Here is a 21,413-nt window from a genome sequence, read left to right as displayed (position 1 = left end):
TGTGTCGTTCGTTCCGCCACTAGGACTCGAACCTAGACTCACGGCTCCAAAGGCCGGTGTGCTGCCAATTACACCATGGCGGAGCGCTGTCACCCGGGGGCGGCAACAGACGATGCACCCGCAGGCACACGGAAAATCACTGTAGCACCTGCGCTCAGCGCGTCAGCACGGGCAGGATGCGCCCCCTCAAGCACTGTTCGCGGTAGCCCGGGAGGCTCCTGCGGAGGACCTCCTCGTCCCGTTCGTCCAGGCCACGGACCACCACCTGCGCCCGGTCCGCGACGCGCCGCACGTGGTGCCACGCGTCGTCGTCGGGCTGTCCCGCGGCCCGGGAGCGGGACACGTCCCAGGCCATCGACGTCACGTGCGGGGAGGTGACGTCCAGGGTGCCCTGCTGGTGCTCGCGGTCCAGCAGCGCGAGGAGCATGAGCACCTCCTCGACCACCGAGCTGTTCTGCACCATGAGGCGCACCCCGTGGTCGGAAGCGGCCTCCGCGAGCGCGGCGAGCATCGAGTACAGCCGCTGCCGCTGCCGCCCCCGGTGGGAGACTCCCCCGAGTGCCAGCACGAGCATCTCCGCGCCCACGCCGCGGCACAGCCCCAGCGCGTCGTCCACCGCGGCGATCACCCCCTCGTCGGGAATGTCCTCGTCCACGGCCACCGGGGCGCGCAGCAGCAGCGGCGCGGCACCGGCCTCCCGCAGCTGCTGCGCGACCTGACGCCGCACCACGGAGCCCATGTGCGAGCCCACCGGGCGGTTCGCCCCGATCGTGACCTCCACCGGACCGGGGTGGGCCCGCACCACCTCCACCGCGGCGGCCAGGTCCTGGGGGGTGTCCAGAACGGTTCCCGGGCCCTGCCGGCCCACGCCTGTCTCCTGCATACCGGCCAGTCTCCCACGGCTCGCCCGGGTTTCGCTGGGTCGCTGGTTCCCGGGTTGGGGTGCTGAGCCGGGGCCACCAGGGGTTGAGGGCGAGGGGTCGGGGGCCTCCCGGGACCCGGGGCTCTGAGGGGGGGGGGACGACGCCGCCCGCGCACCGGGCCAAGCGCCCCTGGGGATCACGTGGCCACGGTGCCGGCACCCCGGTGGCCGGGCAACTGCCCGCGCCCTGCCCACCCGGCCGTGCGGCGTCGTCATCCGACGGGGGTGCGGCAGGGACCCTGCACGGCGGCCCGACGGCACCCGGGGAGCCCGCCGCGCGCTTGTATCCTGGGCGGGTGGCTCATCTGATCGGCGGAGAAAACATACACCTGGAGTACCCCACCAAGACCGTGTTCGACGCGGTGACGGTGGGGATCGACGAGGGCGACAGGATCGGCATCGTGGGCCGCAACGGGGACGGCAAGTCCACCCTCATGCGGCTGCTCGCCGGGCGCATCCGGCCCGACTCCGGGCGGGTGACCGTGCGCTCCGGGACCACCGTGGGCATGCTGGACCAGGCGGACACCCTGGACCCGGACCTGACCGTGGGCCACGCCGTGGTGGGCGACGTCCCGGACTACGTGTGGGCTGCGGACCCCAAGGTGCGCGACGTGGTCTCCGGGCTCGTGGCGGACGTGGACTGGGACACCCCCGTGGGCCAGCTCTCGGGCGGGCAGCGGCGCCGCGTGGCGCTCGCGAGCCTGCTCACCGGGGACTGGGACGTGATCTTCCTGGACGAGCCCACCAACCACCTGGACGTGGACGGCATCACGTGGCTCGCCAAGCACCTGAACTCCCGGTGGTCGCGGAGCTCCGGCGCGCTCGCCGTGGTCACCCACGACCGCTGGTTCCTGGACGCGGTGTGCACGGACACGTGGGAGGTCCACGACCGGATGGTCGAACCCTTCGAGGGCGGCTACGCGGCGTACGTGCTGCAGCGCGTGGAGCGGGACCGCCAGGCCGCCGTGGTGGAGCAGAAGCGGCAGAACCTCATGCGCAAGGAGCTCGCGTGGCTGCGCCGTGGGGCGCCCGCGCGCACGTCCAAGCCGAAGTTCCGCATTGAGGCCGCGAACACGCTGATCGAGGACGTCCCGCCGCCGCGCGACACCGTCTCCCTGTCCCGCATGGCGGTCTCCCGGCTGGGCAAGGACGTGGTGGACATCGAGGACGTCTCGGTCTCCTTCCCTGCCGCGGACGGCTCCGGCACCACCCGCGTGCTGCAGGACGTCACGTGGCTCATCGCCCCGGGCGAGCGCACGGGCATCCTGGGTGTCAACGGCGCGGGCAAGTCCACCCTGCTGGGCCTCGTCACCGGGGACGTGCAGCCCACCTCGGGGCGGGTCAAGCGCGGGAAGACGGTCAGGATCGCCACCCTCACGCAGCAGCTGGACGAGCTGAAGGATGTGGCACAGGACCGTGTCTCGGACGTCGTGGCCCAGAAGAAGACCTCGTACGTGACCGGTGGCAGGGAGATGACGCCCACGCAGCTGCTCGAACGGCTCGGCTTCACCTCCGCGCAGCTGAAGACCCCGGTCAAGGACCTCTCCGGCGGGCAGAAGCGGCGGCTGCAGCTGCTGCTGATCCTGCTGGACGAGCCCAACGTGCTGATCCTGGACGAGCCCTCCAACGACCTCGACACGGATATGCTCGCCGCCATGGAGGACCTCCTGGACACGTGGCCCGGCACGCTGCTGGTGGTCTCCCACGACCGCTACCTGCTGGAGCGCGTGACCGATCAGCAGTACGCCGTGATCGACGGCCGGTTCCGCCACCTGCCCGGTGGGGTGGACGAGTACCTGCAGCTGTCCTCCACGGCGGCCTCCGGTTCCGCGGCCGGTTCCACGGGGGCCTCCAACCCCCTGGCGGCCTCCTCGGACCCGGGTGCCGCCCCCCGCGCCACCCCGTCCCCCGACGACGCCGCCCGGCCCCGTCCCGCGCTCGGGGGCGCCGAGGCGCGTGCCGCCCAGAAGGAGCTGGGAGCCGTGGAGCGCAAGCTGCAGAAGGTGCAGGGCGAGGTCGCGGAGCTGGACGAGGCCATGGCCGCCGCGGACCCCGCGGACTTCGAGGGGCTGGGGAAGCTGGCCGCCCGCAAGTCCGGGCTGCAGGACACCGTGGACGAGCTCGAGCTGCGCTGGCTCGAACTGGGCGAGGCCCTGGAGCAGTAGGGACCGGACTCAGTCGGCGCGGTCCGAGACCGTGGGCCACGCCGGGAAGCGGTCCGGGAACAGGGACCACGCCTCGGGACCGGCGGCGAACTCGGCGTCGGTGAGGGCGGCGTCGTCGAGCGCAGCCGTCAGAGCGGGGACGTCCAGGTCCAGGCCGATGATCCCGAGGTCCTGGCCGAGGGCGAGCAGCTCGTCCTCCTCCCCCAGGTCCTGGTCCACGGCGAGCGGTGAGAACGCGATCATCCGACCCACGTGGTTCCACCGCGCGGTGACGTCCGGGCGCGTGGCCAGGCGGCAGAAGCCCGCCGAGCGCAGCACGGTGCCGAACTCGCCGCTCTCCAGGCGGTGCTCCAGAAGCCGCTCGAGCCGCCCGGGGTGCAGGGGCCGCACGTTCTCGTAGTGCACGGCACTGACGTGCGGGTCGGCCATGAAGGGGTCGTGCTCGCCGTTGAGCAGGGTGACCCACCCGGCACGCTCCTGGGTGATGTCGTAGGGGGTTCCGTCCGTCAGCGCCTCGGCCGTCCACTCGACCGCGGCCCGCCCGTCCGCCGCCCCGCGGTGCAGCTGCAGCCGAGCGTGCGGCGCCAGGTGGTTGAGCAGGGCCATGGTGCTGGACAGCTGCGGGGTGTCCAGCGACTCCCAGTTCACGAGCACCACCGCGGACGCGAACTCCACGTTCATCACGTGCAGCAGGGCGCGGGCGATCTGGTGCCACGGGGCGTGCGGCACGGCGGGTCGCAGCACGCAGTCCTCACGGTTGAGGTCCGCCATCACGTGCGCCGCATCCACCACGCAGACTACGCCGGTGAGGACCGCGGGTGAACCGGGGTGCGCGCAGGCCCCGATCAGCTCGGTGACGTCCGCGTGGTCGGGGAACTCCACCAGGGCGCCCTGTTCGCGGGAGCACCAGGGAACCAGGGCCACCGCCTCCACCACGGGATCCGGTGCCGCCGCGAGCCGCTGCGCCGGGATCGGCATGCGCCCCGTGCTGCGAGCGACCTCCCGCGCGAAGTGCGAGCGCTCGGGCGGGCAGCCGCCCACCACCGCCACGACGTCGACCGGGTCCATGGGTGCCTCCCTGAGTGCGGTGTGCTGTACCGGGGGCGGCCGTCGGCTCACCCCCGCTCACATGATAACCGTTCGCATGTAAATCCGGGGGTGGAACGCGCCGCGGCCCCGCCCGGAGGAGATCCGGACGGGGCCGCACAGGGCGTGGGGACTCACTCCCCCCAGTCGTTGCCCTTGATGATCTCCACGAAGTCGTCCCGCGTGAAGCCGGGCTCGAAGTGCTCCAGCACGTCCGCGTTCATGGTGCCGAACGTGGAGCCCGGACGGTGGGCCATGCCGTGGTGGAACGCGGAGAGGATCCGGTTCTTGAAGTCCGGCCGGGGGTGGGCCTCGACCACGGCACGGCGCTGCTCCTCGCTCACCGTGTCGAAGTGCAGGCCCAGCACGTCCGTCTCCACCCCCGCACTCACGAGCGCGACCTCCGGCGCCATGAACTCGGGGATCCCGGGCGTGGTGTGCAGGGCGATCCCGAGCCAGGCACTGTGCGCGCGCTCCCGGGACGCGCCGCGCTCCATGAGAAACTCGAAGACCTCGTTCGCGCCGTCCACCTCGAAGCGCAGGGTGGAGTCCCTGTGGTCCTCGGTGAGCCCGCGGTCGTGGAACATGGCGCCCGCGTAGAGCAGCTCGTGGTCCACGCTCAGCTCCTGCGCCTGGCCGATCAGCGCCCCGAAGAAGAACACGCGGCGCGAGTGGTGGTAGAGCAGGTCGTCCTCGGTGTCCCGGACGTAGTCGGTGATGTCACGGGTCAGGGCGGTGTCCGGAACGGTGATCCCGGCAACGGTGTCGGTCATGGGGTGCTCCTCGGTCGAGTGGGTGATCTCATGGGTGCGGGCGCCGCCGCCGGGCAGCGTCCTCGGCGACGACGGACGACGGCGGGCGGCGGCGGACCCGCGCCGAGCGTCGTCGTCGTGACGGTCCAGTGCCAGTCACAACCGGCCCTCGTGCCGTCCCGCGGAGCCCGCAGGGCAGGGGCGCGCGGCGTCGTCGTGGCCCGGGCGGTGGGTTCAGTCCGCGGCGCCGAGGTCCACGACCTCGAACTCCAGCAGTGAGGCACCGGTGGCCACGGGCTTGCGGTCCCCACCGGCGTGGGCGGCCTTGGCGTTGCCGTCCCGCCACGCCTCGAAGGCCTCCTGGGTGGCCCACGTGGTCACCACGAAGTAACGGTTCTCCCCCGCCACCGGACGCAGCAACTGGAAGCCCTCGAAACCGGGCTCACCGTCCACGGCGTGCCGACGGGCGGCGAACCGCGCCTCCAGCTCGTGGCCCGAGCCCTCGGGCACCTCGATGGCGTTGATCTTCACGACGGACATGTCAGCCTCCTGGTGGTTGTGGTGGTGCACCCCACTGTAGGCCGGGACGGTGAGCGGGTGCTGGGGGTGCGCTCACAAGGATCGGGAGTGCTCGCCATCGGTGTTCTCCACCGGGGCGGGAGAGCGCAGTTCGTGCCGGTCACCCGGCAGCCGCGCCCGCCACCGGCTCGAACACGCTGCGTCCCGCCGCCGCATCCGCGCTGACCAGCCGCACCCGGACCTCGGCGCCGAGCTGCAGGCCCGGGACCTTGAGGGACGCCTCCACCGCGGGGTCGCGGATGATGATGGTGCCCTTGGAGCCGTCCTCCCTGACCTCCACCACCGTGGCGGTGAACTCCTCGCCCACGCGCGCGGACAGCGCCAGGGTCTCCACCATGTTCACGATGCCCCGCTCGTACGCGGAGGCCCTGCGGGCCGAGGACTCCATCTCCTCGGGCAGTCCGGGGAGGGCCTGGCGCACCCACTCCGGAACGGGCTGCCCGGCGCTCAGCGCCAGGCACACCTCGCTGCCGTAGCGGTCCACGAGGCGGCGCAACGGCGCGGTCACGTGGGCGTAGGGGGTGGCCAGGGCCGAGTGCTCGCTCTGCTCCGGCGGCCGGCCGTCGAAGGCCGCGTAGCCGGCACCCCGGAACAGCAGCGTGCAGGCGTAGAGCATGGCGGCGTGGGTCCCGGTCCCCGGGTCCAGCCCGCGCACGAACTCGGGGTAGGACACCTCCTCCGGCCACGGGATCCGCAGGGCCTCCGCCGTCACGCGGAGCTTCAGCAGCGCGGCGTCCGTGGCGGGTGGGAGCACCCGGAGCAGGCCCACCCCGGCGTCGAGCATGAGGTGAGCTGCGGCAATGCCGGTGAGCAGGGAGACCTGGGCGTTCCACCCCTCCACGGGCAGGGCGCTGCGGTGCACCACGCGCCACTGGTCCTGCTCCACCACCACCTCCTGCTCCGGGATCCGCAGGCTCACGCCACCGCGCTCGCGCTCGATCTGCTCCCGCAGCTGTCCCACGGTGCGCAGCAGCTGCAGTGCGCCGGGGGCGGTGCCCGCATCCAGCTGCTCCTGCACCTCCCGGTACGTCAGCTGGGCGCGGCTGCGCACCACGGCGCGGGTCACGGACGTGCTGCGCAGCTCGCCGTGGGAGTCGAGCCCCAGGCACCACAGCACCGCGGGGCGGAGCTGGTCCGGCAGCAGGCTCGCGGCCTCCTCGGAGAGTTCCGGCGGGTGCAGCGGCGTGCGCCGGTGCGGGGCGTAGAGGGTCTGACCCCGCCGGTGCGCCTCCAGGTCCACGGGGTCGCCCGGCGTCACGAACGCGGCGACGTCCGCAATCGCGTACCAGACGGTGAAACCCTCACCGGCACGTTCGATGAACACCGCCTGGTCCAGGTCCCGGGACCCCTGGGGGTCGATGGTCACCAGTTCCAGGTCGGTGCGGTCCAGGGACGGCAGGCGGGGCGAGGCAGCGGCGGCCGCGGCGGCGTCGTGCACCGGGGCCGGGAAGTCCGCGGGAATGCCCAGCTCGCGCTGCAGGGACTCCAGCGCGGCGACGAGCGGGGCGGGCACGGGGCGGACCTGTTGCGGTCGGATGGCCATGGGGACTCCTCACCCGGTCACGGGCCCGGAGCCGTGGGCCCCGGGCACGCGCCGGCTCTCGAAACCGTGGTACGCATGCGTCTGGTCCCGATTGTGCCCCGCGTCACCCGCGGGCACGGGTTCATCCGCGCGAGTCCACCCGCGCGCCGGGGACCGGGCCCGTGACCGCCAGGGCACGACGCCGCTCACGGCCGAACTCGCCGACCAGCTGCCGGGCGGCCTCCCGCGAGTGCGCGAGGAAGCACACCGTGGGCCCCGACCCGGACACCCAGCCCGCCAGCGCCCCGAGCTGCACCCCGTGGTTGAGCAGGGTCTCCAGCTCGGGCAGCAGGCGGAGGGCGGGGGCCTGCAGGTCGTTGCGCACGCGGGCGGCGAGCGCGTCCGGGTCGGCCGCGGCGAGCGCGGCGAGGGTCTCGGCAGGCACCGGGTCCGGCGCCAGGCCGACGCCCCCGCCCGGGGCCTCCGTGGCACTGGCCACCGCGTGCTCGGCATCCCACTCCCGGTAGACCGCGGGCGTGGAGAGTCCCTGGTCCTGCGGGACGAGGACGAGGTGCAGGGAGCCGTCCGCGGCCACGGGCTCCAGCTCGGTGCCGGTTCCGCGTCCGATGGCCGCACCGCCGAGCAGCATGAACGGGACGTCCGCGCCCAGTTCCGCTCCGAGCCGGGCGAGTTCCTCGGGGGACGACGCCGCCGTGCCCAGGTGCTCTGCCAGCAGCGTGTCCACCGCGACGAGCGCGGCCGCCGCGTCCGCGGAGCCGCCGCCCATGCCGCCCGCAACGGGAACCGCCTTGCCGATGTGCAGCTGGAGACCGGGCACCGCCACGCCCCACGCCTCGCACACTGCGAGCGCCGCACGGACCGCGAGGTTCTCGGCGTCCAAGGGAATGTCCGAGAGCCGAGCCGCCCCCTCCGCGACCATGCGCTCGTACGCGCTGCCGGGGGCCGCCTCCACCGAGACCGAGATGCCGGGGCCCCGCCGGGCGAGCGCCGGGTCCAGGGTTGCCGTGACGGTCTCGCGCAGGTCCACCGCGAGGAACAGGGTCTCCAGCGGGTGGTAGCCGTCCGGGGTGGGGCTGCCCACGTGCAGCAGCAGGTTGGTTTTGGCGGGGGCGCTCGCGGTGATCCGCGTGGCAGGCCCGCTCACGCCCGGTCCTCGCGGGGCTCCGTCACGGGCCGGGCAGGCTCTGCCGCGGGCCGGGCTGCCCCCGGCACGGCAGGGGTAGCGGACGCGGCGAGCTCCTCCGCGGGGTTGGCGGCGTCCGTGTCGATCGGGGCGGTTTCGTCCTCCGGGGCACTGGGCGGGGCCGGGTCCCCGCGGTCCGCGGCCACCGCGTTGGATGCCTCCGCGATCCGTGCGAAGTCCGCCACGTCCAGCTTCTCCCCGCGCTGGGCGGGCTCGATCCCGGCCTCCCGCAGGATCTTCTCCGCGTGCGCACCGGACCCCGCCCAGCTGCTGAGCGCGGCCCGCAGGGTCTTGCGCCGCTGGGCGAACGCGGCGTCGACCACCGCGAACGTGGGAATCCGCAGGCGGTCCGCCACCGGGGGCTCGCGACGCTCGAAGCGCACCAGACCGGAGGCGATCTTGGGTGCCGGCCAGAACACGTTCTTGCCGATCACCCCGGCCTTGCGCACGTCCGCGTACCAGGACGCCTTCACGGACGGCACGCCGTACACGCGCGACCCGGGGCCCGCGGCCAGCCGGTCCGCGACCTCCTCCTGCACCATCACGAGCCCGTGGCGGATGGACGGGAACGCCTCCAGGATGTTCAGCAGCACCGGCACCGCCACGTTGTACGGCAGGTTCGCCACGAGCGCCGTGGGCTCGGTGCCCCCGGGCAGCTCGCGCACGCGGGCGGCGTCGCCCTCCACCACGCGCAGGCGCCCCGCCCCCTCCGGGAAGAAGCGGGCCACGGTCTCCGGCAGCTGGCGGGCGAGCGGCGGGTCGATCTCCACCGCCGTGACCGCCGACGACGCCGCCAGCAGCCCCAGCGTGAGCGACCCCAGCCCGGGCCCCACCTCCAGGACGTGCTCGTCCCGTGAGAGGTGGGCCTGCGCGACGATGCGGCGAATGGTGTTGGGGTCGATCACGAAGTTCTGACCCAGGGTCTTGGTGGGGCGGATGCCCGCCGTGTCGGCGAGTTCCCTGATCTCCGCGGGCCCCAGCAGCGGGCCGGCTGTGCTGTGCTCGGTCACCGGACAATCCTACGGGGCGGGCCCGGCAGCACACGGAACGCGGGTCAGAACTCCCCGTACACCGCCCGCGAGTTGTCCCAGATCCGCCGGCACAGCGTCTCCAGGTCGGTCTCCAGGATCCCGGCCATGCCGCGGACCGTGCAGTTCACCATGTACGGCGCGTTGGGCCGGCCCCGGAACGGATGGGGCGTGAGGAACGGCGCGTCCGTCTCGCACAGCACGAGTGCCGGGTCCGCCACCCGCAGAGCGGCCTGCAGCGCCTTGGCGTTCTTGAACGTCACGGTCCCGGCGAAGGACATGTACCAGCCGTTCTCGTTGCACACCGCGGCGAGCTCCGGGTCCCCGGAGAAGCAGTGGAACACGGTGCGCTCCGGCGCGCCCTCGTCCCGCAGGATGCGCAGCACGTCCTCGTGGGCCTCGCGGTCGTGGATCTGCAGGGCCAACCCGTGCTCCCTGGCCATCCGGATGTGGGCGCGGAAGGACTCCTCCTGGGCGGCCAGTCCCTCCTCGGGGGTGTGCACCCGGTCCATCCCGGTCTCCCCCACCGCCCGCACGCGGTCCTCGGCGGCGAGCGCGTCGATGCTGCGCAGCGCGTCCTCCAGCTCCCCGGCGCGGGCGAGCTGCGGAGCCTCGTTCGGGTGCAGCGCCACCGCGGCGAGCACCCCGGGCACCGCCTGCGCGGCGGCCACGGCGAAGCGCGAGGACTCGACGTCGCACCCCGCCTGCACGAGCCCCGCCACCGAGGCGTCCCGCGCGGTGGCCAGCGCGTCCACCACGGACACCCGCACCCGGCCGTCCTGCATGTCCAGGTGGGTGTGGTTGTCCACCACGGGGTGCGGCAGCGGCTCGGGCAGCGCGGGGAACACGAGGTTGCGCTTCTGCCCGTGCACGTCCGTGTCCGCGCGCCGCTCGGTGCCCTCCCCGTTCGGGGTGTCACCCGCGAGCGCATAGCACTCGGGACGGTACGCGGCGGGGGTCTCGCCCGCCACGGGCTCGGGCCGTTGGCCACGGCTCCACAGGGACTCGGTCAGCGCTGTCTCGATCACGCCCCCACGATAGGCGACGACGCCGCCCGCCCGGCTCCCGCACCGACCGCCCCGACCGCCCCGCCCGTCCGGCAATGCCCATGCACCCCGGAGTTTCCTGAGACCATGGTCCCCAGTCACACCCCCGCCCCCGCCCCCGCCCCCGTGAGACGAGGAAACATGGAGCAGTTCGCCGCCCACACGAAGGCCGTCCTGGACCGCATGAACGCGGTCATCGACGGCAAGCCCGCCGAGACCCGCACGGCCCTCACGGTCCTGCTGGCCGGTGGCCACCTGCTGGTGGAGGACGTCCCCGGCGTGGGCAAGACGATGCTCGCGCGGACCCTGGCGGGTGCCGTCGGCGGTTCGGTGAGCCGCATCCAGTTCACCCCGGACCTGCTGCCCACGGACATCACGGGCGTCTCGGTGTACGACCAGGCGCGCAGGGAGTTCGAGTTCAAGCCGGGCCCGGTGTTCGCGAACATCGTGATCGGGGACGAGATCAACCGTGCGTCCGCCAAGACCCAGTCCGCACTGCTGGAGGCGATGGCGGAGGGCCAGGTCACCGCGGACGGCACCACCTACCGGCTGGGCACCCCGTTCATGGTGGTCGCCACCCAGAACCCGGTGGAGATGGACGGCACCTTCCCCCTCCCGGAGGCGCAGCGGGACCGTTTCACCGCACGGATCTCCATGGGCTACCCGGACGCGGACGCCGAGGTGGCCATGCTCTCCGACCACGGCTCGGGCTCCCCGCTGGCGGACCTCGCCCCCGTGCTGGACATCGACCAGGCCCGCGCGCTCGTGCAGCACGTGGCGTCCCTGCACGTGTCCACCGCGGTGCGCCGCTACATCGTGGCGCTGTGCGCGGCCACCCGCACGCACCCCCACCTGCGCCTGGGCGCGAGCCCCCGCGCCGCCCTCCAGCTCCAGGCCGCCGCACGGGCACAGGCCGCCCTGGCCGGGCGGAACCACGTCCTGCCGGACGACGTCAAGGACGTCGCGGTGCCCGTGCTCGCCCACCGCCTCCTCCTGGAGCGCCGCTCGGGTGCGGACAGCGCACAGGAGATCGTGCGGAGCATCCTCGACGACGTCCGGGTCCCCACCGAAGACGCCCCGCAGACCCGATGACCCCCGCCGCCACCCCGGCCCGGGTGGACTCCCGGGCCAAGTTCACCGTGCGCGGCTGGTGCTTCCTCACCGCCGCCGTGCTGAGCCTGGCTGCCGCCACGTGGCTCGGTCGCAAGGACGTCCTCGCCCTGTCCCTGTTCCTGGGCATGGTCCCGCTGATGTCGGCGCTCGCCATGTGGCTGCTCAAGCCCCGCGTGCTGCTCAAGCGCTCGGTGGACCCGCCCCTCGTCACGCTCGGCGACGCCGCCCAGGTGGCCCTGCAGGTGCGACGCCGCTCGGCCTTCGGAACGCGCGGGCGCACCCCGGGATCCACCACCGCTGACCGCGCGGCCGTGGACGTGCACGAACGCGTGGACCCGCTGCTGGGCCGGGACCAGGACTTCTCGGTGCCCGTCTCGGGGGCGCCGGTGGGCTACACGGTGCGGCCGCGGCGGCGTGGGATCCACGAGCTGGGCCCCGCCACGGTGCGCGTGGACGATCCGTTCGGCGTGGTGACCGAGCTGCTGGACGTCGCCGAGCGCACGTCCCTGCACGTGGCCCCGGACCCCGAGGAGCTCACGGAGCACGGGGCCTCCCTGGCACGGGAGTCCGGCAACGACCCCGCCCGCCGGGCCCAGCCCCAGCCCGGTCCGGACAACGTGACCACCCGCGAGTACCGCCACGGCGACCCGATGCGCCGGGTGCACTGGGCGGCGTCGGCGAAGCACGGCGAGCTCATGGTGCGCCAGGAGGATCCCCGCAGCACGCGCAAGGCCGTGGTGATCCTGGACACCGTGGAGCAGCACTGGCCCGGCGAGCGCGTGTGGGCCGGTGTGCTGCCCTCCACCCACGAGTTCGAGTGGGCCGTGACCGCGGCGGCCTCGGTGGTCGAGCACCTCACCCGCCGGGAGACCGTGGTGCACGCCCTGGACGACCGCGGCAGACCCCTGCCGCGAGGGAACTCCGGGGCCGCCGAGCTGCGGGACACCGCGGTGGGCGACACCGCCGCGACCGAGGTGGTCCACGGCCTGTCCCAGGTGGCCCTGGCCCCGCGCCCCGAGCCCGGGACGGCGAGCGACCCGCTGACCGTGCGACTGGACCGTGAGGGCCTGGTCCATCCCGTGCTGCTGCTCACGGGCACGCTCTCCCCGGACGCCGCACGCCGGTACGTGCAGGCCACCGCGGGCAGCGCATCCTGCTCCGTGGTCATGGTGGTGGCGGCCCCGCTCGTGCGCCCGGAGAGCGCGGACGTGTTCGAGTCAGCGGGCTGGTCCGTGGTGCTCGCGAGCCGCTGGACGGACGTGGACGCCGCGTGGCTGGCCGTGACCGGCGGCGGTTCCCTCATGGCACCACCCCCACCCGAACCCGGTGCGCCCCAGCTGAGCATGGACGACGTCATGGGCCGCACCCGATCGAGGACCACCGCATGAGCTCCCCCGAATCCCCCCGCCGCTCCCCGTGGGACCGCGCCGCCGACGACGCCCGCGCGCCCCGCGGGACGCGCGGGGGTGAGCGTCCCGGCGGGGCGATGCCGCGGCGTCGCCCCCTCGACCGCGCCACCGGGAGCGGCGGCACCACCGGAACCGCCGCAGTGGGCGCCCCGGCTCGTCTCCCCCGTCCCCGCGTGGTGCCGCTGAGCCTCCTGCTGCTCGTGGTGACCGCGCTGGGCTGCGTGGGCATGGCCGGTGCGCTGGACGGGCTCTGGTGGGTGATCCCCGTGGCGGCGACCGTGCTCACCGTGCTGCTCGTGACGGGCGCGGCCCGCTGGCTGCGGCTGCCCTCGGCCCTCGTGACCCTGCTGGGGCTCGCCGCGCTGCTGCTGGCGCTGACGCTGGTGCACCTGAACGACCGCGCGCTGCTGGGGTTCATCCCCACGGGCGGGACGTTCACGGCGGCCTCCGCCCTGTGGGCGCAGTCCGGTGACTTCGTCTCCCGCCAGGGCGCACCGTACGGACCGGACCCCGGCCTGTCGTTCGTGCTGTGCGTCCTGGTGGGACTGGTCACGGTGTTCATGGAGACGGTCCTGGTGGGCCTGCGCACGGCAGGACTCGCCTGCTGGGGCGTCCTGGCGCTGCTGCTCGTGCCCGCCCTCACGCTGCCCGGCAGCGTGAGCACCCCGGGTCTCGCGGCGGCGGCGCTCGCGGCACTGGCCCTGCTGGCCGGCTCCCGCCGCTGGGGCGCCACGCGCGCCCGGCGGATCGCCCCCACCCCCGGTGGCGGCCCCCGCGCCCTGCTGGTGGTCGCGGGGGTGCTCGCCGTGGTGCTCCTCGTGCCCTCGGTGATGCCCGGCTTCTTCAACGGTGCGTTCCCCCAGGGCAGCTCCCTCACCTCGGAACGGGCCGCCGGGGTGGGGCCGCTGCGCGCGGTGGGCCAGGACCTGCGCTCCGACGAGCGCGCGCGGCGCTTCAGCTACACCACCTCGGACGGCGTTGCCCAGTACATGCGCCTGCTCACCCTCTCGGACTTCTCCCAGGACGAGTGGTTCCCGGACACCGAGAACCTGGACGCGGACCTCACCCGGCTCCCGGCCGCCGCGCACGCCGCGGTGCCCGGTGGCACCGAGGTCACCTCCAAGGTCACGTTCGAGAACTACACCGAGCACTGGCTCCCCGCACCGTACGCCCCCGTGGACGTCACCGGGCTCGGGGACGACGGCTGGGGCTTCAGCCCGCGGGACCTCTCCGTCCACAGCTCCGCCGCGGGCATGTCCGGGGCGAGCTACACCGTCACCTCCACGCTGCCGCACGCCACCCCGGACTCCCTGCGCCGGGCCCCCTCGGCCGCGTCCGACGACGCCCTGGCCCCTTACCTGAAGCTGCCCGCCGACCGTCCGCAGGCCGTCGCGGACGCCGCCCGCCAGTACACGGACGGCGCCCGCACCGACTACGACCGGGCGCTCGCGATCCAGAACCACCTGCGCCGGGACTTCCGCTACGACGTCAACGCCCCGCTGGCCCAGGGCTACGACGCGGGCGGCACGGCCTCCCTGGAGAAGTTCATGGCCACCCACGCCGGGTACTCGGGCCACTTCGCGCCCGCCATGGCCCTGATGGCCCGGGAAATGGGCATCCCCGCCCGCGTCGCGGTGGGCTACCTCCCCACGGCTCCGACCACCGGGGCCGACGGCGCCCGGTCCTTCCCCGTGGGCACCGGCGACTCCCACGCCTGGCCGGAGCTGTACTTCCAGGGCGTCGGGTGGGTGCGCTTCGAGCCGACCCCGGGGGTGCCCTCCACCCCGGACTACGCCCCGGAGAACGCCCCGGACCCGGCGGGCGCGGGCAAGGACTCGTCGGCGAGCGCCACGCCGAGCCCGAGCTCCCCCGGGCAGAGCAGCGGCCGTCCGAGCGCAACATCCTCGGACCCGGCCCCGCCCGGTGCCACCCCGACCGGTCCGGCGAGTGAGCAGCCCGCCCCGCCCGAGCAGCACTCCCCCGCGTTCCAGATCCCGTGGTGGCTGCTGGCCGCGGCGCTGCTCGTCCCCCTCGCGCTCCTGCTCGCCGTGCTGCCGCGGTGGCTGCGCGGGCGGCGTCGTCGGGCCCGGGTGCGCGCCATGCAGGACGCCTCGCTGTCCCCCCAGCGGCGTGCGAACGCGGCGTGGGACGAGTTCCGGGCGCTCGCCGAGGACTACGGTGTCTCCTCCCGGGTCTCCGACACCCCCCGGGTCCGGGCGCGGCGGCTCGCCGCGGGCATCCCGGGGGCGCACGCCCCGGTGGAGCGGGTCCTCGCGGACCTGGAGTCCGCGAGCTACGGCGCGCCGGACACCCGGTGGCGCCCGCAGGCCACCCCCGAGGACCTCGCCCGGGTGCGGGACGAGTTCCGGCACCGGGCCTCTCGGGGCCGGCGCCTGCGCGCCGCGTGGTGGCCCGCCTCCCTGTGGCGGCACCGGGGCAGTCGGCACCCGGGCGCGGGCCCCCGCCGCTGAGCCACGACGCCGCCCGGCCCCCACGCGACGCACAGGACCGGGCGGCGTCGCACCCCGCTGGGCACGGGTGCGACGGCGCGGTGGCTCAGCCCTCGGCGCGGGCGGCGATCACGGCGTCGTAGAGCCGGCGCGTGCTCACGCCGCGCTCGGTGGCCACCTGGCGGGCCGCTGCCTTGAGCTTGATCTCCTGCGTGGCCACGAGGTCCTCGACCGCGCCCACGAGCTCCTCCGGCTCGGGCGCGGCGGCGGGAGCGGCACCGTGGACCACCACCACGGTCTCACCGCGCACCTGGTTCCCGGTGGCCCACGCGAGCAGCCCGTCGAGGTCGTCGCGCAGCACCTCCTCGTGGAGCTTGGTCAGCTCCCGGCACACCACGGCGCGGCGCTCCCCGCCCAGGGCGTCCCGCAGGGCGGCCAGCATCTCGGCCAGCCGGTGCGGGGACTCGTAGAAGACCATGGTGCGCTGCTCGTCGCGCAGCCCCGCGAGGTGCCCCGCGCGCTCCCCCGCCTTGCGCGGCAGGAAGCCCTCGAACGTGAAGCGGTCCGTGGGCAGCCCCGAGACCGCGAGCGCGGCGAGCACCGCGGACGGGCCGGGCAGCACGGACACGGTGAGGTCCGCCTCGGCCGCCGCGCGCACGAGCGGGAAGCCGGGGTCGGACACGGTCGGCATGCCGGCGTCGGAGAGGACGGCCACGGTGCGGCCCTGCCGGACCTCGTCCAGCAGCTCTGCGGCGCGGGCGTTCTCGTTGTGCTCATGGTGGGTGACCACCCGGCCCGTGACGCTCACGCCCAGTCCCGTGGCCAGCCGGTGCAGGGTGCGGGTGTCCTCGACCGCGAGGACGTCCGCCGTGGCCAGCACGTCCTTGAGCCGCTGGGAGGCGTCCGAGAGGTTGCCGATGGGGGTGCCCACGACCACCACGGAGCCGCCGCCCTGCTCGGCGCCGTGGGACGGGGTGGATTGTTGCGGATTCACACGACCACTCTACGAACCCCGTCCACCCGGGTCACGCAGGCGGCCGGGCGCGCCCCGTTCGCCCGGAGGGGACCGACGGCGCGGCGTCGGGCTCCGGAACCCGCCGCGCACCCGGCCGCGCCCGGGCCCGCGACCTACCATGGGTCGGTGCCCTCCACCGCCTTCTCCCCCGTCTGCCCCCCGGTCAGCGCTGCGCCCACCCTGAGCGACCGGCTGCTGCCCGCGGTCACGCGGCTGCCCCGGTACTGGTGGGTCCCGCTCGTGCTGGTCACGGTCCTGGGCGGGGTGCTGCGCTTCACCGGACTGTCCTCCCCGCACGCCGTGGTCTTCGACGAGACCTACTACCTCAAGGACTCCTGGTCCCTGCTGCTGCACGGCACCGAGCAGCAGTGGCCGGAGGGCGCGGACGATGGCTTCGTCTCGGGGCAGATCCCGGACACCGAGGGCCGCCCGTCCTTCGTGGTGCACCCGCCCCTGGGCAAGTGGCTCATCGCGGGGGGCCTCTGGCTCTTCGGCGCGGAGGACCCGTTCGGCTGGCGCTTCTCCGCCGCCGTGGTCGGCACCCTGTCCATCGCGCTGATCTGGTGGGCGGGCTGGCTGCTGTTCCGCTCGGTGTCCCTGGCCACGGTCGCCGGTCTGCTCACGGCCCTGGACGGGCTGCACCTCGTGGAGTCCCGCCTCGCCCTGCTGGACATCTTCCTGATGTTCTTCCTGCTCCTCGCCCTCGTCTTCGCCCTGCTGGACCGCGACGACGGACGACGCCGCCTGCTCGCCCGGCTCCCCGGCTCGTCCCTGGGCCCGTGGCTCGGGATCCGGTGGTGGCGGATCGCGGCGGGCGTCGCGTGCGGGGCCGCCGCCGCGGTGAAGTGGAACGCGCTGTTCAGCATCGCGGCCCTGGGCATCCTCGTGGTGCTGTGGGACGTGAACGCCCGCCGGGTGGCCGGGGTGAAGCACTGGACCACGGGCGCGGTGCTCAAGGACGGCCCGTGGGGCTTCCTCACGATGATCGGCTCGGCCGCGGTGACCTACGTGCTCACGTGGTCCGGGTGGCTGCTCACGGACGGCGGCTACGACCGCCACTGGGCGGAGCTGAACCCGGGCGAGGGCCCGCAGTGGCTGCCCCCGGCGCTGCGCTCACTGTGGGAGTACCACGTGTCCGCGTACTCCTTCCACACGGGTCTGGACGCCCACCACACCTACATGGCCGGGCCGGCCACGTGGCCGTTCATGGGCCGCCCCACGTCCTACTTCTACGAGTCCCCGGGCAGGGGCACGGACGGGTGCGCCGTGGACTCGTGCAGCCAGGCGATCCTCAACGTGGGCAACCCCGCCGTCTGGTGGGTGGGCGTCCTCGCGGTGCTGCTGGGCGTGTGGCTGTGGGCGGTGCGGCGGGACTGGCGCTTCGGCACCCTCGTGGGGGTCTACGCCGCGGGCTACCTGCCCTGGTTCCTCTACCCCGAGCGCACCATGTTCTTCTTCTACGCGCTGTCCTACTTCCCGGCCATGGCGCTGCTCGTCGCCGGGGCGGTGGGTGTGCTCACGGGCAGACTCGGCGTTCCCCGGGAGGGTGCGACCGCGGGAACCCCGGAGGCGAGGGCGAACGAGCGCGTGGTGGGCCCCGTGCGGGCCCGGCGGTGGCGGACGGTCACTGTGGTGTACCTGCTCGTGGTGGTTGCCCTGGCCGTGTTCTTCTGGCCCGTGTGGACCGGTCAGACCATCCCGTACGAGCACTGGCGCTGGCGGATGTGGTTCAGCTCCTGGATCTGAGCCGCCGGTCCCGGAGCCGCCGTGCGCGGCGGGACGTCAGCAGCATCGTGAGGAACGCGTCCGCGAGGGTCAGCAGGGCCACCGTGAGGGCGGCGTCCACCCAGAACTGCGCGGGGTAGAGCCGGATCAGGGTGTCCGTGGTGCTGAACGTCCACGTCCCGGAGCTGAAGAACAGCCCGTGGAACGCCGTGAAGAACTGCTCCCAGCCCAGCAGGGCGGAGACCGCGGCCGCCACCAGCAGACCCACCGTGAGCCACGAACCCGCGAACCAGGCACGGGACGCGGCCCCCGGCGCCGTGCGGTGCAGGTACCAGCCCGCGAGCGCGCTCAACACCAGCAGCGCCGTGGCGGCCAGCAGCCCCCACTGCAGCACGTGCCGCACGTCCGTCATGTGGGAGACCTCGGACGGTGTGAAGGCCAGTCCGCCCTCGGGGCTCACCAGCCCACCCAGGTACTCGGGCGGGGCCAGGTTCATGATGTAGTCCAGTCCGTAGGAGCCGAACGTCGTGCGCTCCTCCACGTCCATCCCCCAGCGGTCCGCGGGGAAGCCCGGGCGGTGGTACTCGAGCCACAGGAACACCGGCGTGGCCACGAGCCGCACCGCGAGGGCGAGCCACAGCACCGGCAGTGACAGGGCCAGGAAGCACTGCAGCACCCGCTGCGGCACGGTGGGCCGGGGAGCACGGTTCCAGGGCGCTGCGGAGCTCACGGGCGGATCACCAGTTCCCGTGCCAGTTCTCGTCCGCATAGTGCTCGAAGGGGATGTTCCAGTCCCCGTACCCGTCCGCCGGGTCGGCCTGGGGGTAGTTCGTGTTGACCACTTCCACCATGTCACCGGGGCGGAACACGTCGTAGATGTAGGAGGCGCCCTCCGGCGGCATGCCCACGCAGCCGTGGGACACGTTCGCCACGCCTAGCACCGGCCACGCGGAGGGCAGCGCCTGGTGGACGAACTCCCCGCTCCACGTCAGCCGGGACACGTTGGTCGCGTCGAAGGGCGGGTAGTAGTGCGGGTCCCCCGGCTTGAGGTTCAGGGAGGACGCCTTGAACGGATAGGAGGCGGCCTGCTCCAGGATGACCTTCTTGCCCGTGGTGGAGGGCCACTCGGGGTCCCCCAGCGTCACGGGCCAGCGCCCGGTCTCCTTGCCGTCCACGTACGCCACGAGGGTCTTGGTGGTGTCGTCCACGTACGCGCGCTGCTCGGGCCCGGTCTTGAAGGACACGGTCTTGTTGCCGTTGCCGATCATGCCGTTGCCCAGGTGCGTGCCCAGGATGTTCGCGCTGACCTTGACCGTGGAGTCCGGGGTCCAGGGCTTTTCCGGGCGGAAGCGCAGCTTCTGGTCCGAGTACCACCGGAACTGCCCCTTCTCGTGGGCGCCGTCCACGGTGACGGCCTTCTCCACGGCGTCCTTGTCGGTCACGGGCTCGGAGAACTCGAACTCCACCACCTGCCACACGCCGTACGTCTGCCCGTCCTGGACGTTGAGGCTCACGTCCGCCTCGTGGGCCGCGTCCACGGTGCTGAACACGGACCGCCCCGAACGCTCCTCGTCCCCGTTGCGCGCGGTGTGCTCCACGGTGTAGGTCTCGTGGAACTCCAGCGGCTCGGACGTGCGCCACTCCCGCTTGTCCTCGCTCAGCTCACCGCCCGTGGTCTTGCCGGTGGACGACGCCGTCAGGGTCACCCTGGTGAGCTCCCCCGCGTCCGCGCGCACCACCACGGGGTCCGCGGGGTTCACGGCGGTGGCATCCGTGCCCGGGGTGACCTTCACCGTGGGTGCCGCCGCGGCGCTCGATCGTGCCGGCGCCCCTTCCGCGGCGGGTGAGCCCGAGGCCCCCGCGGGTGCGGCGTCGTCGCCCCCGGAGGCGCAGCCCGTGAGTCCGAGCAGGGCCACGAGACCCAGGCACGTCAGTGCGGTGCGGGCACCGCCGCGACGGGCAGGTGCCACCGGACCGGTGGGCGGGCGGGTCGGGAGCGAAGACGTCATGGGAACCTCGTGGTGGGGAGAGCGGCCTGCCGTCCGCCGGGCACCGGCAGCATCCGGCGGCCGCAGTGCACCTGGTGGCTGCGATGCACCCGGTGGCTACGGACGGCGCCAGTGCGGGATGCGCAGGGACTCGGGCACCGGAACGGAACGGGCGGGCGGCTCCGCGGCCGAATGTGCTTTCGCAACCGAACGGCTGGCCCCAGGATACCCGTCGTCGGGCGCGCCGCCCCCACCGCGAGGGGTGGAGTGCGGGCCCACGGAGGCGTCGTGCCCGGGGACCTGGTCGCTGCGCGGTGCGCCACCGGTCGCCTCGCCGTCCCCGGCCTCGTCGTCGCCCCGGTAGGAGACGTCCCGCAGCACCCGGGCGCCGGGCACGGGGTTCGGACGCGCGGCCCCCAGGGACGGCCCGCGGGTCGAGACACGGCGTGCCGCAGGCTGGTCGTCGGCGCGCACGGCCTGGACGACGTCGTCGAGGTCGTCCCGGTCCCAGCCGCCGGGCGCTTCCAGGCGCACCACGCGCCAGCCGCGCGGGGCGGTGAGGGTGTCGGCGTGGACGGGACAGAGATCGTAGGCGTGGGGCTCGCGCCGCGCCGAGAGGGCACCGATCACCGCGGTGGAGTCGGAGTAGACGTAGGTCAGCGTGCACACCGCGTCCCGGTTGCACGTCTGCTTGGAACAGCTGCGGCGAGCCACCGCGGACTCCGGCACCGGGCTCAGCGTCCCCGGCGGCGCAGCCGGCGCCGCTCGCGCTCGGACAGTCCGCCCCAGATGCCGAACTTCTCGTCGTTGGTCATGGCGTAGTCGAGGCACTGCCCGCTCACGGGGCACGCCTCGCACACGCGCTTGGCGTCCCGGGTGGAACCGCCCTTCTCGGGGAAGAAGGCCTCGGGATCCGTCTGGGCGCACAGCGCATCCGTCTGCCAGGCCAGCTCGCCCTCGGCGTCGCCCTCGCTCACGGAGTAGAGACCGGCCACGGCCTGCCACACGGAGGCGTCCACGCTCTGGGCGTCGTAGACCTCCGTGCCTGTCAGGTTCTGGGGGGTCTGGGTGGGGGGTTCGGGATCGCGGGGCTTCTTGCGGTCGGAGCGCAGGAGCACGTCCCCGGCAACCTCGGGGTGGGCGGCGAGGAAGGCGGAGGCGAGGTCGTCGAGGGTGGTGACGCCGGAGGCGCCGCGGGCCTGGTCCACGGGATCCACGAACCAGTCGACGGGGACGACTCCCCCGGTCGAGTCGGGCTCCGAGTCCTCGCGACCGTCGATCCGGCGGCGTGCGGCCTCTCCCATGTCAGTCCTTCCGTCCCACGCGTGCTGTCGTCTCGGTGCCCTCAACCAGCCCGGTTGTCCCGGTCCGGGAACGCGCGCGCCGCGAGAGGGCTCACACTCCATGGG

17 protein-coding genes, 1 tRNA gene and 1 pseudogene are annotated in these 21,413 nt (G+C 73.9%); 5 read left to right on the top strand and 14 right to left on the bottom strand.

Annotation, left to right across the window (positions count from 1 at the left end; genetic code table 11):
• Positions 1 to 11: 11 nt before the first annotated feature.
• Both EAE32_RS08965 and EAE32_RS08960 read right to left on the bottom strand, forming a co-directional pair.
• Positions 12 to 83: transfer RNA gene (locus EAE32_RS08965), tRNA-Gln, on the bottom strand.
• 71 nt (positions 84 to 154) lie between these two features.
• Positions 155 to 883 (bottom strand): apurinic/apyrimidinic endonuclease family protein, encoded by a 729-nt coding sequence (locus tag EAE32_RS08960; RefSeq protein ID WP_121865036.1) that lies wholly within the window; start codon positions 881 to 883, stop codon positions 155 to 157.
• Between the two features lie 335 nt (positions 884 to 1,218).
• On the opposite strand from EAE32_RS08960, the gene EAE32_RS08955 reads away from it, so the two are divergent.
• The gene (locus tag EAE32_RS08955) at positions 1,219 to 3,087 is read left to right on the top strand and encodes an ABC-F family ATP-binding cassette domain-containing protein (protein ID WP_121864928.1); all 1,869 of its coding nucleotides are present in this window, start codon (positions 1,219 to 1,221) and stop codon (positions 3,085 to 3,087) included.
• A gap of 9 nt (positions 3,088 to 3,096) precedes the next feature.
• Here EAE32_RS08955 and EAE32_RS08950 read toward each other — a convergent pair whose 3' ends face one another.
• The 7 genes and pseudogenes from EAE32_RS08950 to EAE32_RS08920 form a co-directional block, all read right to left on the bottom strand.
• Positions 3,097 to 4,155, bottom strand: a complete 1,059-nt coding sequence (locus tag EAE32_RS08950) for a GTP-binding protein (RefSeq protein ID WP_121864927.1) — start codon at positions 4,153 to 4,155, stop codon at positions 3,097 to 3,099.
• Between the two features lie 152 nt (positions 4,156 to 4,307).
• A complete protein-coding gene (locus EAE32_RS08945; protein ID WP_121864926.1) occupies positions 4,308 to 4,946 on the bottom strand; it encodes an HD domain-containing protein in 639 nt (212 codons plus the stop codon).
• A gap of 213 nt (positions 4,947 to 5,159) precedes the next feature.
• The gene (locus EAE32_RS08940) at positions 5,160 to 5,465 is read right to left on the bottom strand and encodes an antibiotic biosynthesis monooxygenase family protein (RefSeq protein WP_121846524.1); all 306 of its coding nucleotides are present in this window, start codon (positions 5,463 to 5,465) and stop codon (positions 5,160 to 5,162) included.
• A gap of 139 nt (positions 5,466 to 5,604) precedes the next feature.
• Complete coding sequence (locus tag EAE32_RS08935) at positions 5,605 to 7,047, bottom strand: RNB domain-containing ribonuclease (protein WP_121864925.1); 1,443 nt, start codon at positions 7,045 to 7,047, stop codon at positions 5,605 to 5,607.
• Between the two features lie 121 nt (positions 7,048 to 7,168).
• On the bottom strand, positions 7,169 to 8,191 hold the full coding sequence (locus EAE32_RS08930) for a 4-(cytidine 5'-diphospho)-2-C-methyl-D-erythritol kinase (protein WP_121864924.1): 1,023 nt from the start codon (positions 8,189 to 8,191) through the stop codon (positions 7,169 to 7,171).
• A 173-nt stretch (positions 8,192 to 8,364) separates the two neighbouring features.
• Positions 8,365 to 9,240 (bottom strand): annotated as a pseudogene (rsmA, locus tag EAE32_RS08925) (16S rRNA (adenine(1518)-N(6)/adenine(1519)-N(6))-dimethyltransferase RsmA); the annotation flags it as partial.
• A 44-nt stretch (positions 9,241 to 9,284) separates the two neighbouring features.
• Positions 9,285 to 10,286: a TatD family hydrolase gene (locus EAE32_RS08920; protein ID WP_121864922.1), complete on the bottom strand. Its 1,002-nt coding sequence runs from the start codon at positions 10,284 to 10,286 to the stop codon at positions 9,285 to 9,287.
• 159 nt (positions 10,287 to 10,445) lie between these two features.
• Between EAE32_RS08920 and EAE32_RS08915 the strand changes: the two genes are divergently transcribed.
• Genes EAE32_RS08915 through EAE32_RS08905 form a run of 3 tightly spaced genes read left to right on the top strand, consistent with a single transcriptional unit; the run spans position 10,446 to position 15,297 of the window.
• Positions 10,446 to 11,396: an AAA family ATPase gene (locus EAE32_RS08915; RefSeq protein WP_121864921.1), complete on the top strand. Its 951-nt coding sequence runs from the start codon at positions 10,446 to 10,448 to the stop codon at positions 11,394 to 11,396.
• On the top strand, positions 11,393 to 12,805 hold the full coding sequence (locus EAE32_RS08910) for a DUF58 domain-containing protein (RefSeq protein WP_121864920.1): 1,413 nt from the start codon (positions 11,393 to 11,395) through the stop codon (positions 12,803 to 12,805). The genes EAE32_RS08915 and EAE32_RS08910 overlap by 4 nt, the downstream gene beginning before the upstream one ends.
• On the top strand, positions 12,802 to 15,297 hold the full coding sequence (locus EAE32_RS08905; protein ID WP_243635662.1) for a transglutaminase TgpA family protein: 2,496 nt from the start codon (positions 12,802 to 12,804) through the stop codon (positions 15,295 to 15,297). The genes EAE32_RS08910 and EAE32_RS08905 overlap by 4 nt, the downstream gene beginning before the upstream one ends.
• A gap of 85 nt (positions 15,298 to 15,382) precedes the next feature.
• Here the strand turns inward: EAE32_RS08905 and rsmI are convergent, their stop codons facing one another.
• Positions 15,383 to 16,270, bottom strand: coding sequence for a 16S rRNA (cytidine(1402)-2'-O)-methyltransferase (gene rsmI / locus EAE32_RS08900; RefSeq protein WP_121864919.1), 888 nt, complete (start codon positions 16,268 to 16,270; stop codon positions 15,383 to 15,385).
• Between the two features lie 147 nt (positions 16,271 to 16,417).
• Here rsmI and EAE32_RS08895 point away from each other — a divergent pair, with 147 nt between their 5' ends.
• Positions 16,418 to 18,037: a dolichyl-phosphate-mannose--protein mannosyltransferase gene (locus EAE32_RS08895; RefSeq protein WP_121864918.1), complete on the top strand. Its 1,620-nt coding sequence runs from the start codon at positions 16,418 to 16,420 to the stop codon at positions 18,035 to 18,037.
• On the opposite strand, the gene EAE32_RS08890 is transcribed toward EAE32_RS08895, so the two are convergent.
• The 4 genes from EAE32_RS08890 to EAE32_RS12115 form a co-directional block, all read right to left on the bottom strand.
• Positions 18,021 to 18,746 (bottom strand): TIGR01906 family membrane protein, encoded by a 726-nt coding sequence (locus EAE32_RS08890; protein ID WP_243635661.1) that lies wholly within the window; start codon positions 18,744 to 18,746, stop codon positions 18,021 to 18,023. The genes EAE32_RS08895 and EAE32_RS08890 overlap by 17 nt on opposite strands.
• 7 nt (positions 18,747 to 18,753) lie before the next feature.
• Positions 18,754 to 20,025: a L,D-transpeptidase gene (locus tag EAE32_RS08885; RefSeq protein ID WP_121864916.1), complete on the bottom strand. Its 1,272-nt coding sequence runs from the start codon at positions 20,023 to 20,025 to the stop codon at positions 18,754 to 18,756.
• 96 nt (positions 20,026 to 20,121) lie between these two features.
• Positions 20,122 to 20,733: a DUF3499 family protein gene (locus EAE32_RS08880; RefSeq protein WP_121846896.1), complete on the bottom strand. Its 612-nt coding sequence runs from the start codon at positions 20,731 to 20,733 to the stop codon at positions 20,122 to 20,124.
• Between the two features lie 5 nt (positions 20,734 to 20,738).
• Positions 20,739 to 21,308: a WhiB family transcriptional regulator gene (locus tag EAE32_RS12115; protein WP_121864915.1), complete on the bottom strand. Its 570-nt coding sequence runs from the start codon at positions 21,306 to 21,308 to the stop codon at positions 20,739 to 20,741.
• Between the last annotated feature and the right edge of the window lie 105 nt (positions 21,309 to 21,413).

This window comes from Kocuria tytonicola (assembly GCF_003687175.1).
Lineage (GTDB): Bacteria > Actinomycetota > Actinomycetes > Actinomycetales > Micrococcaceae > Kocuria > Kocuria tytonicola.
Note: the sequence above shows the minus strand (reverse complement) of the source record. Positions and strands in the feature narration are given on the sequence as shown.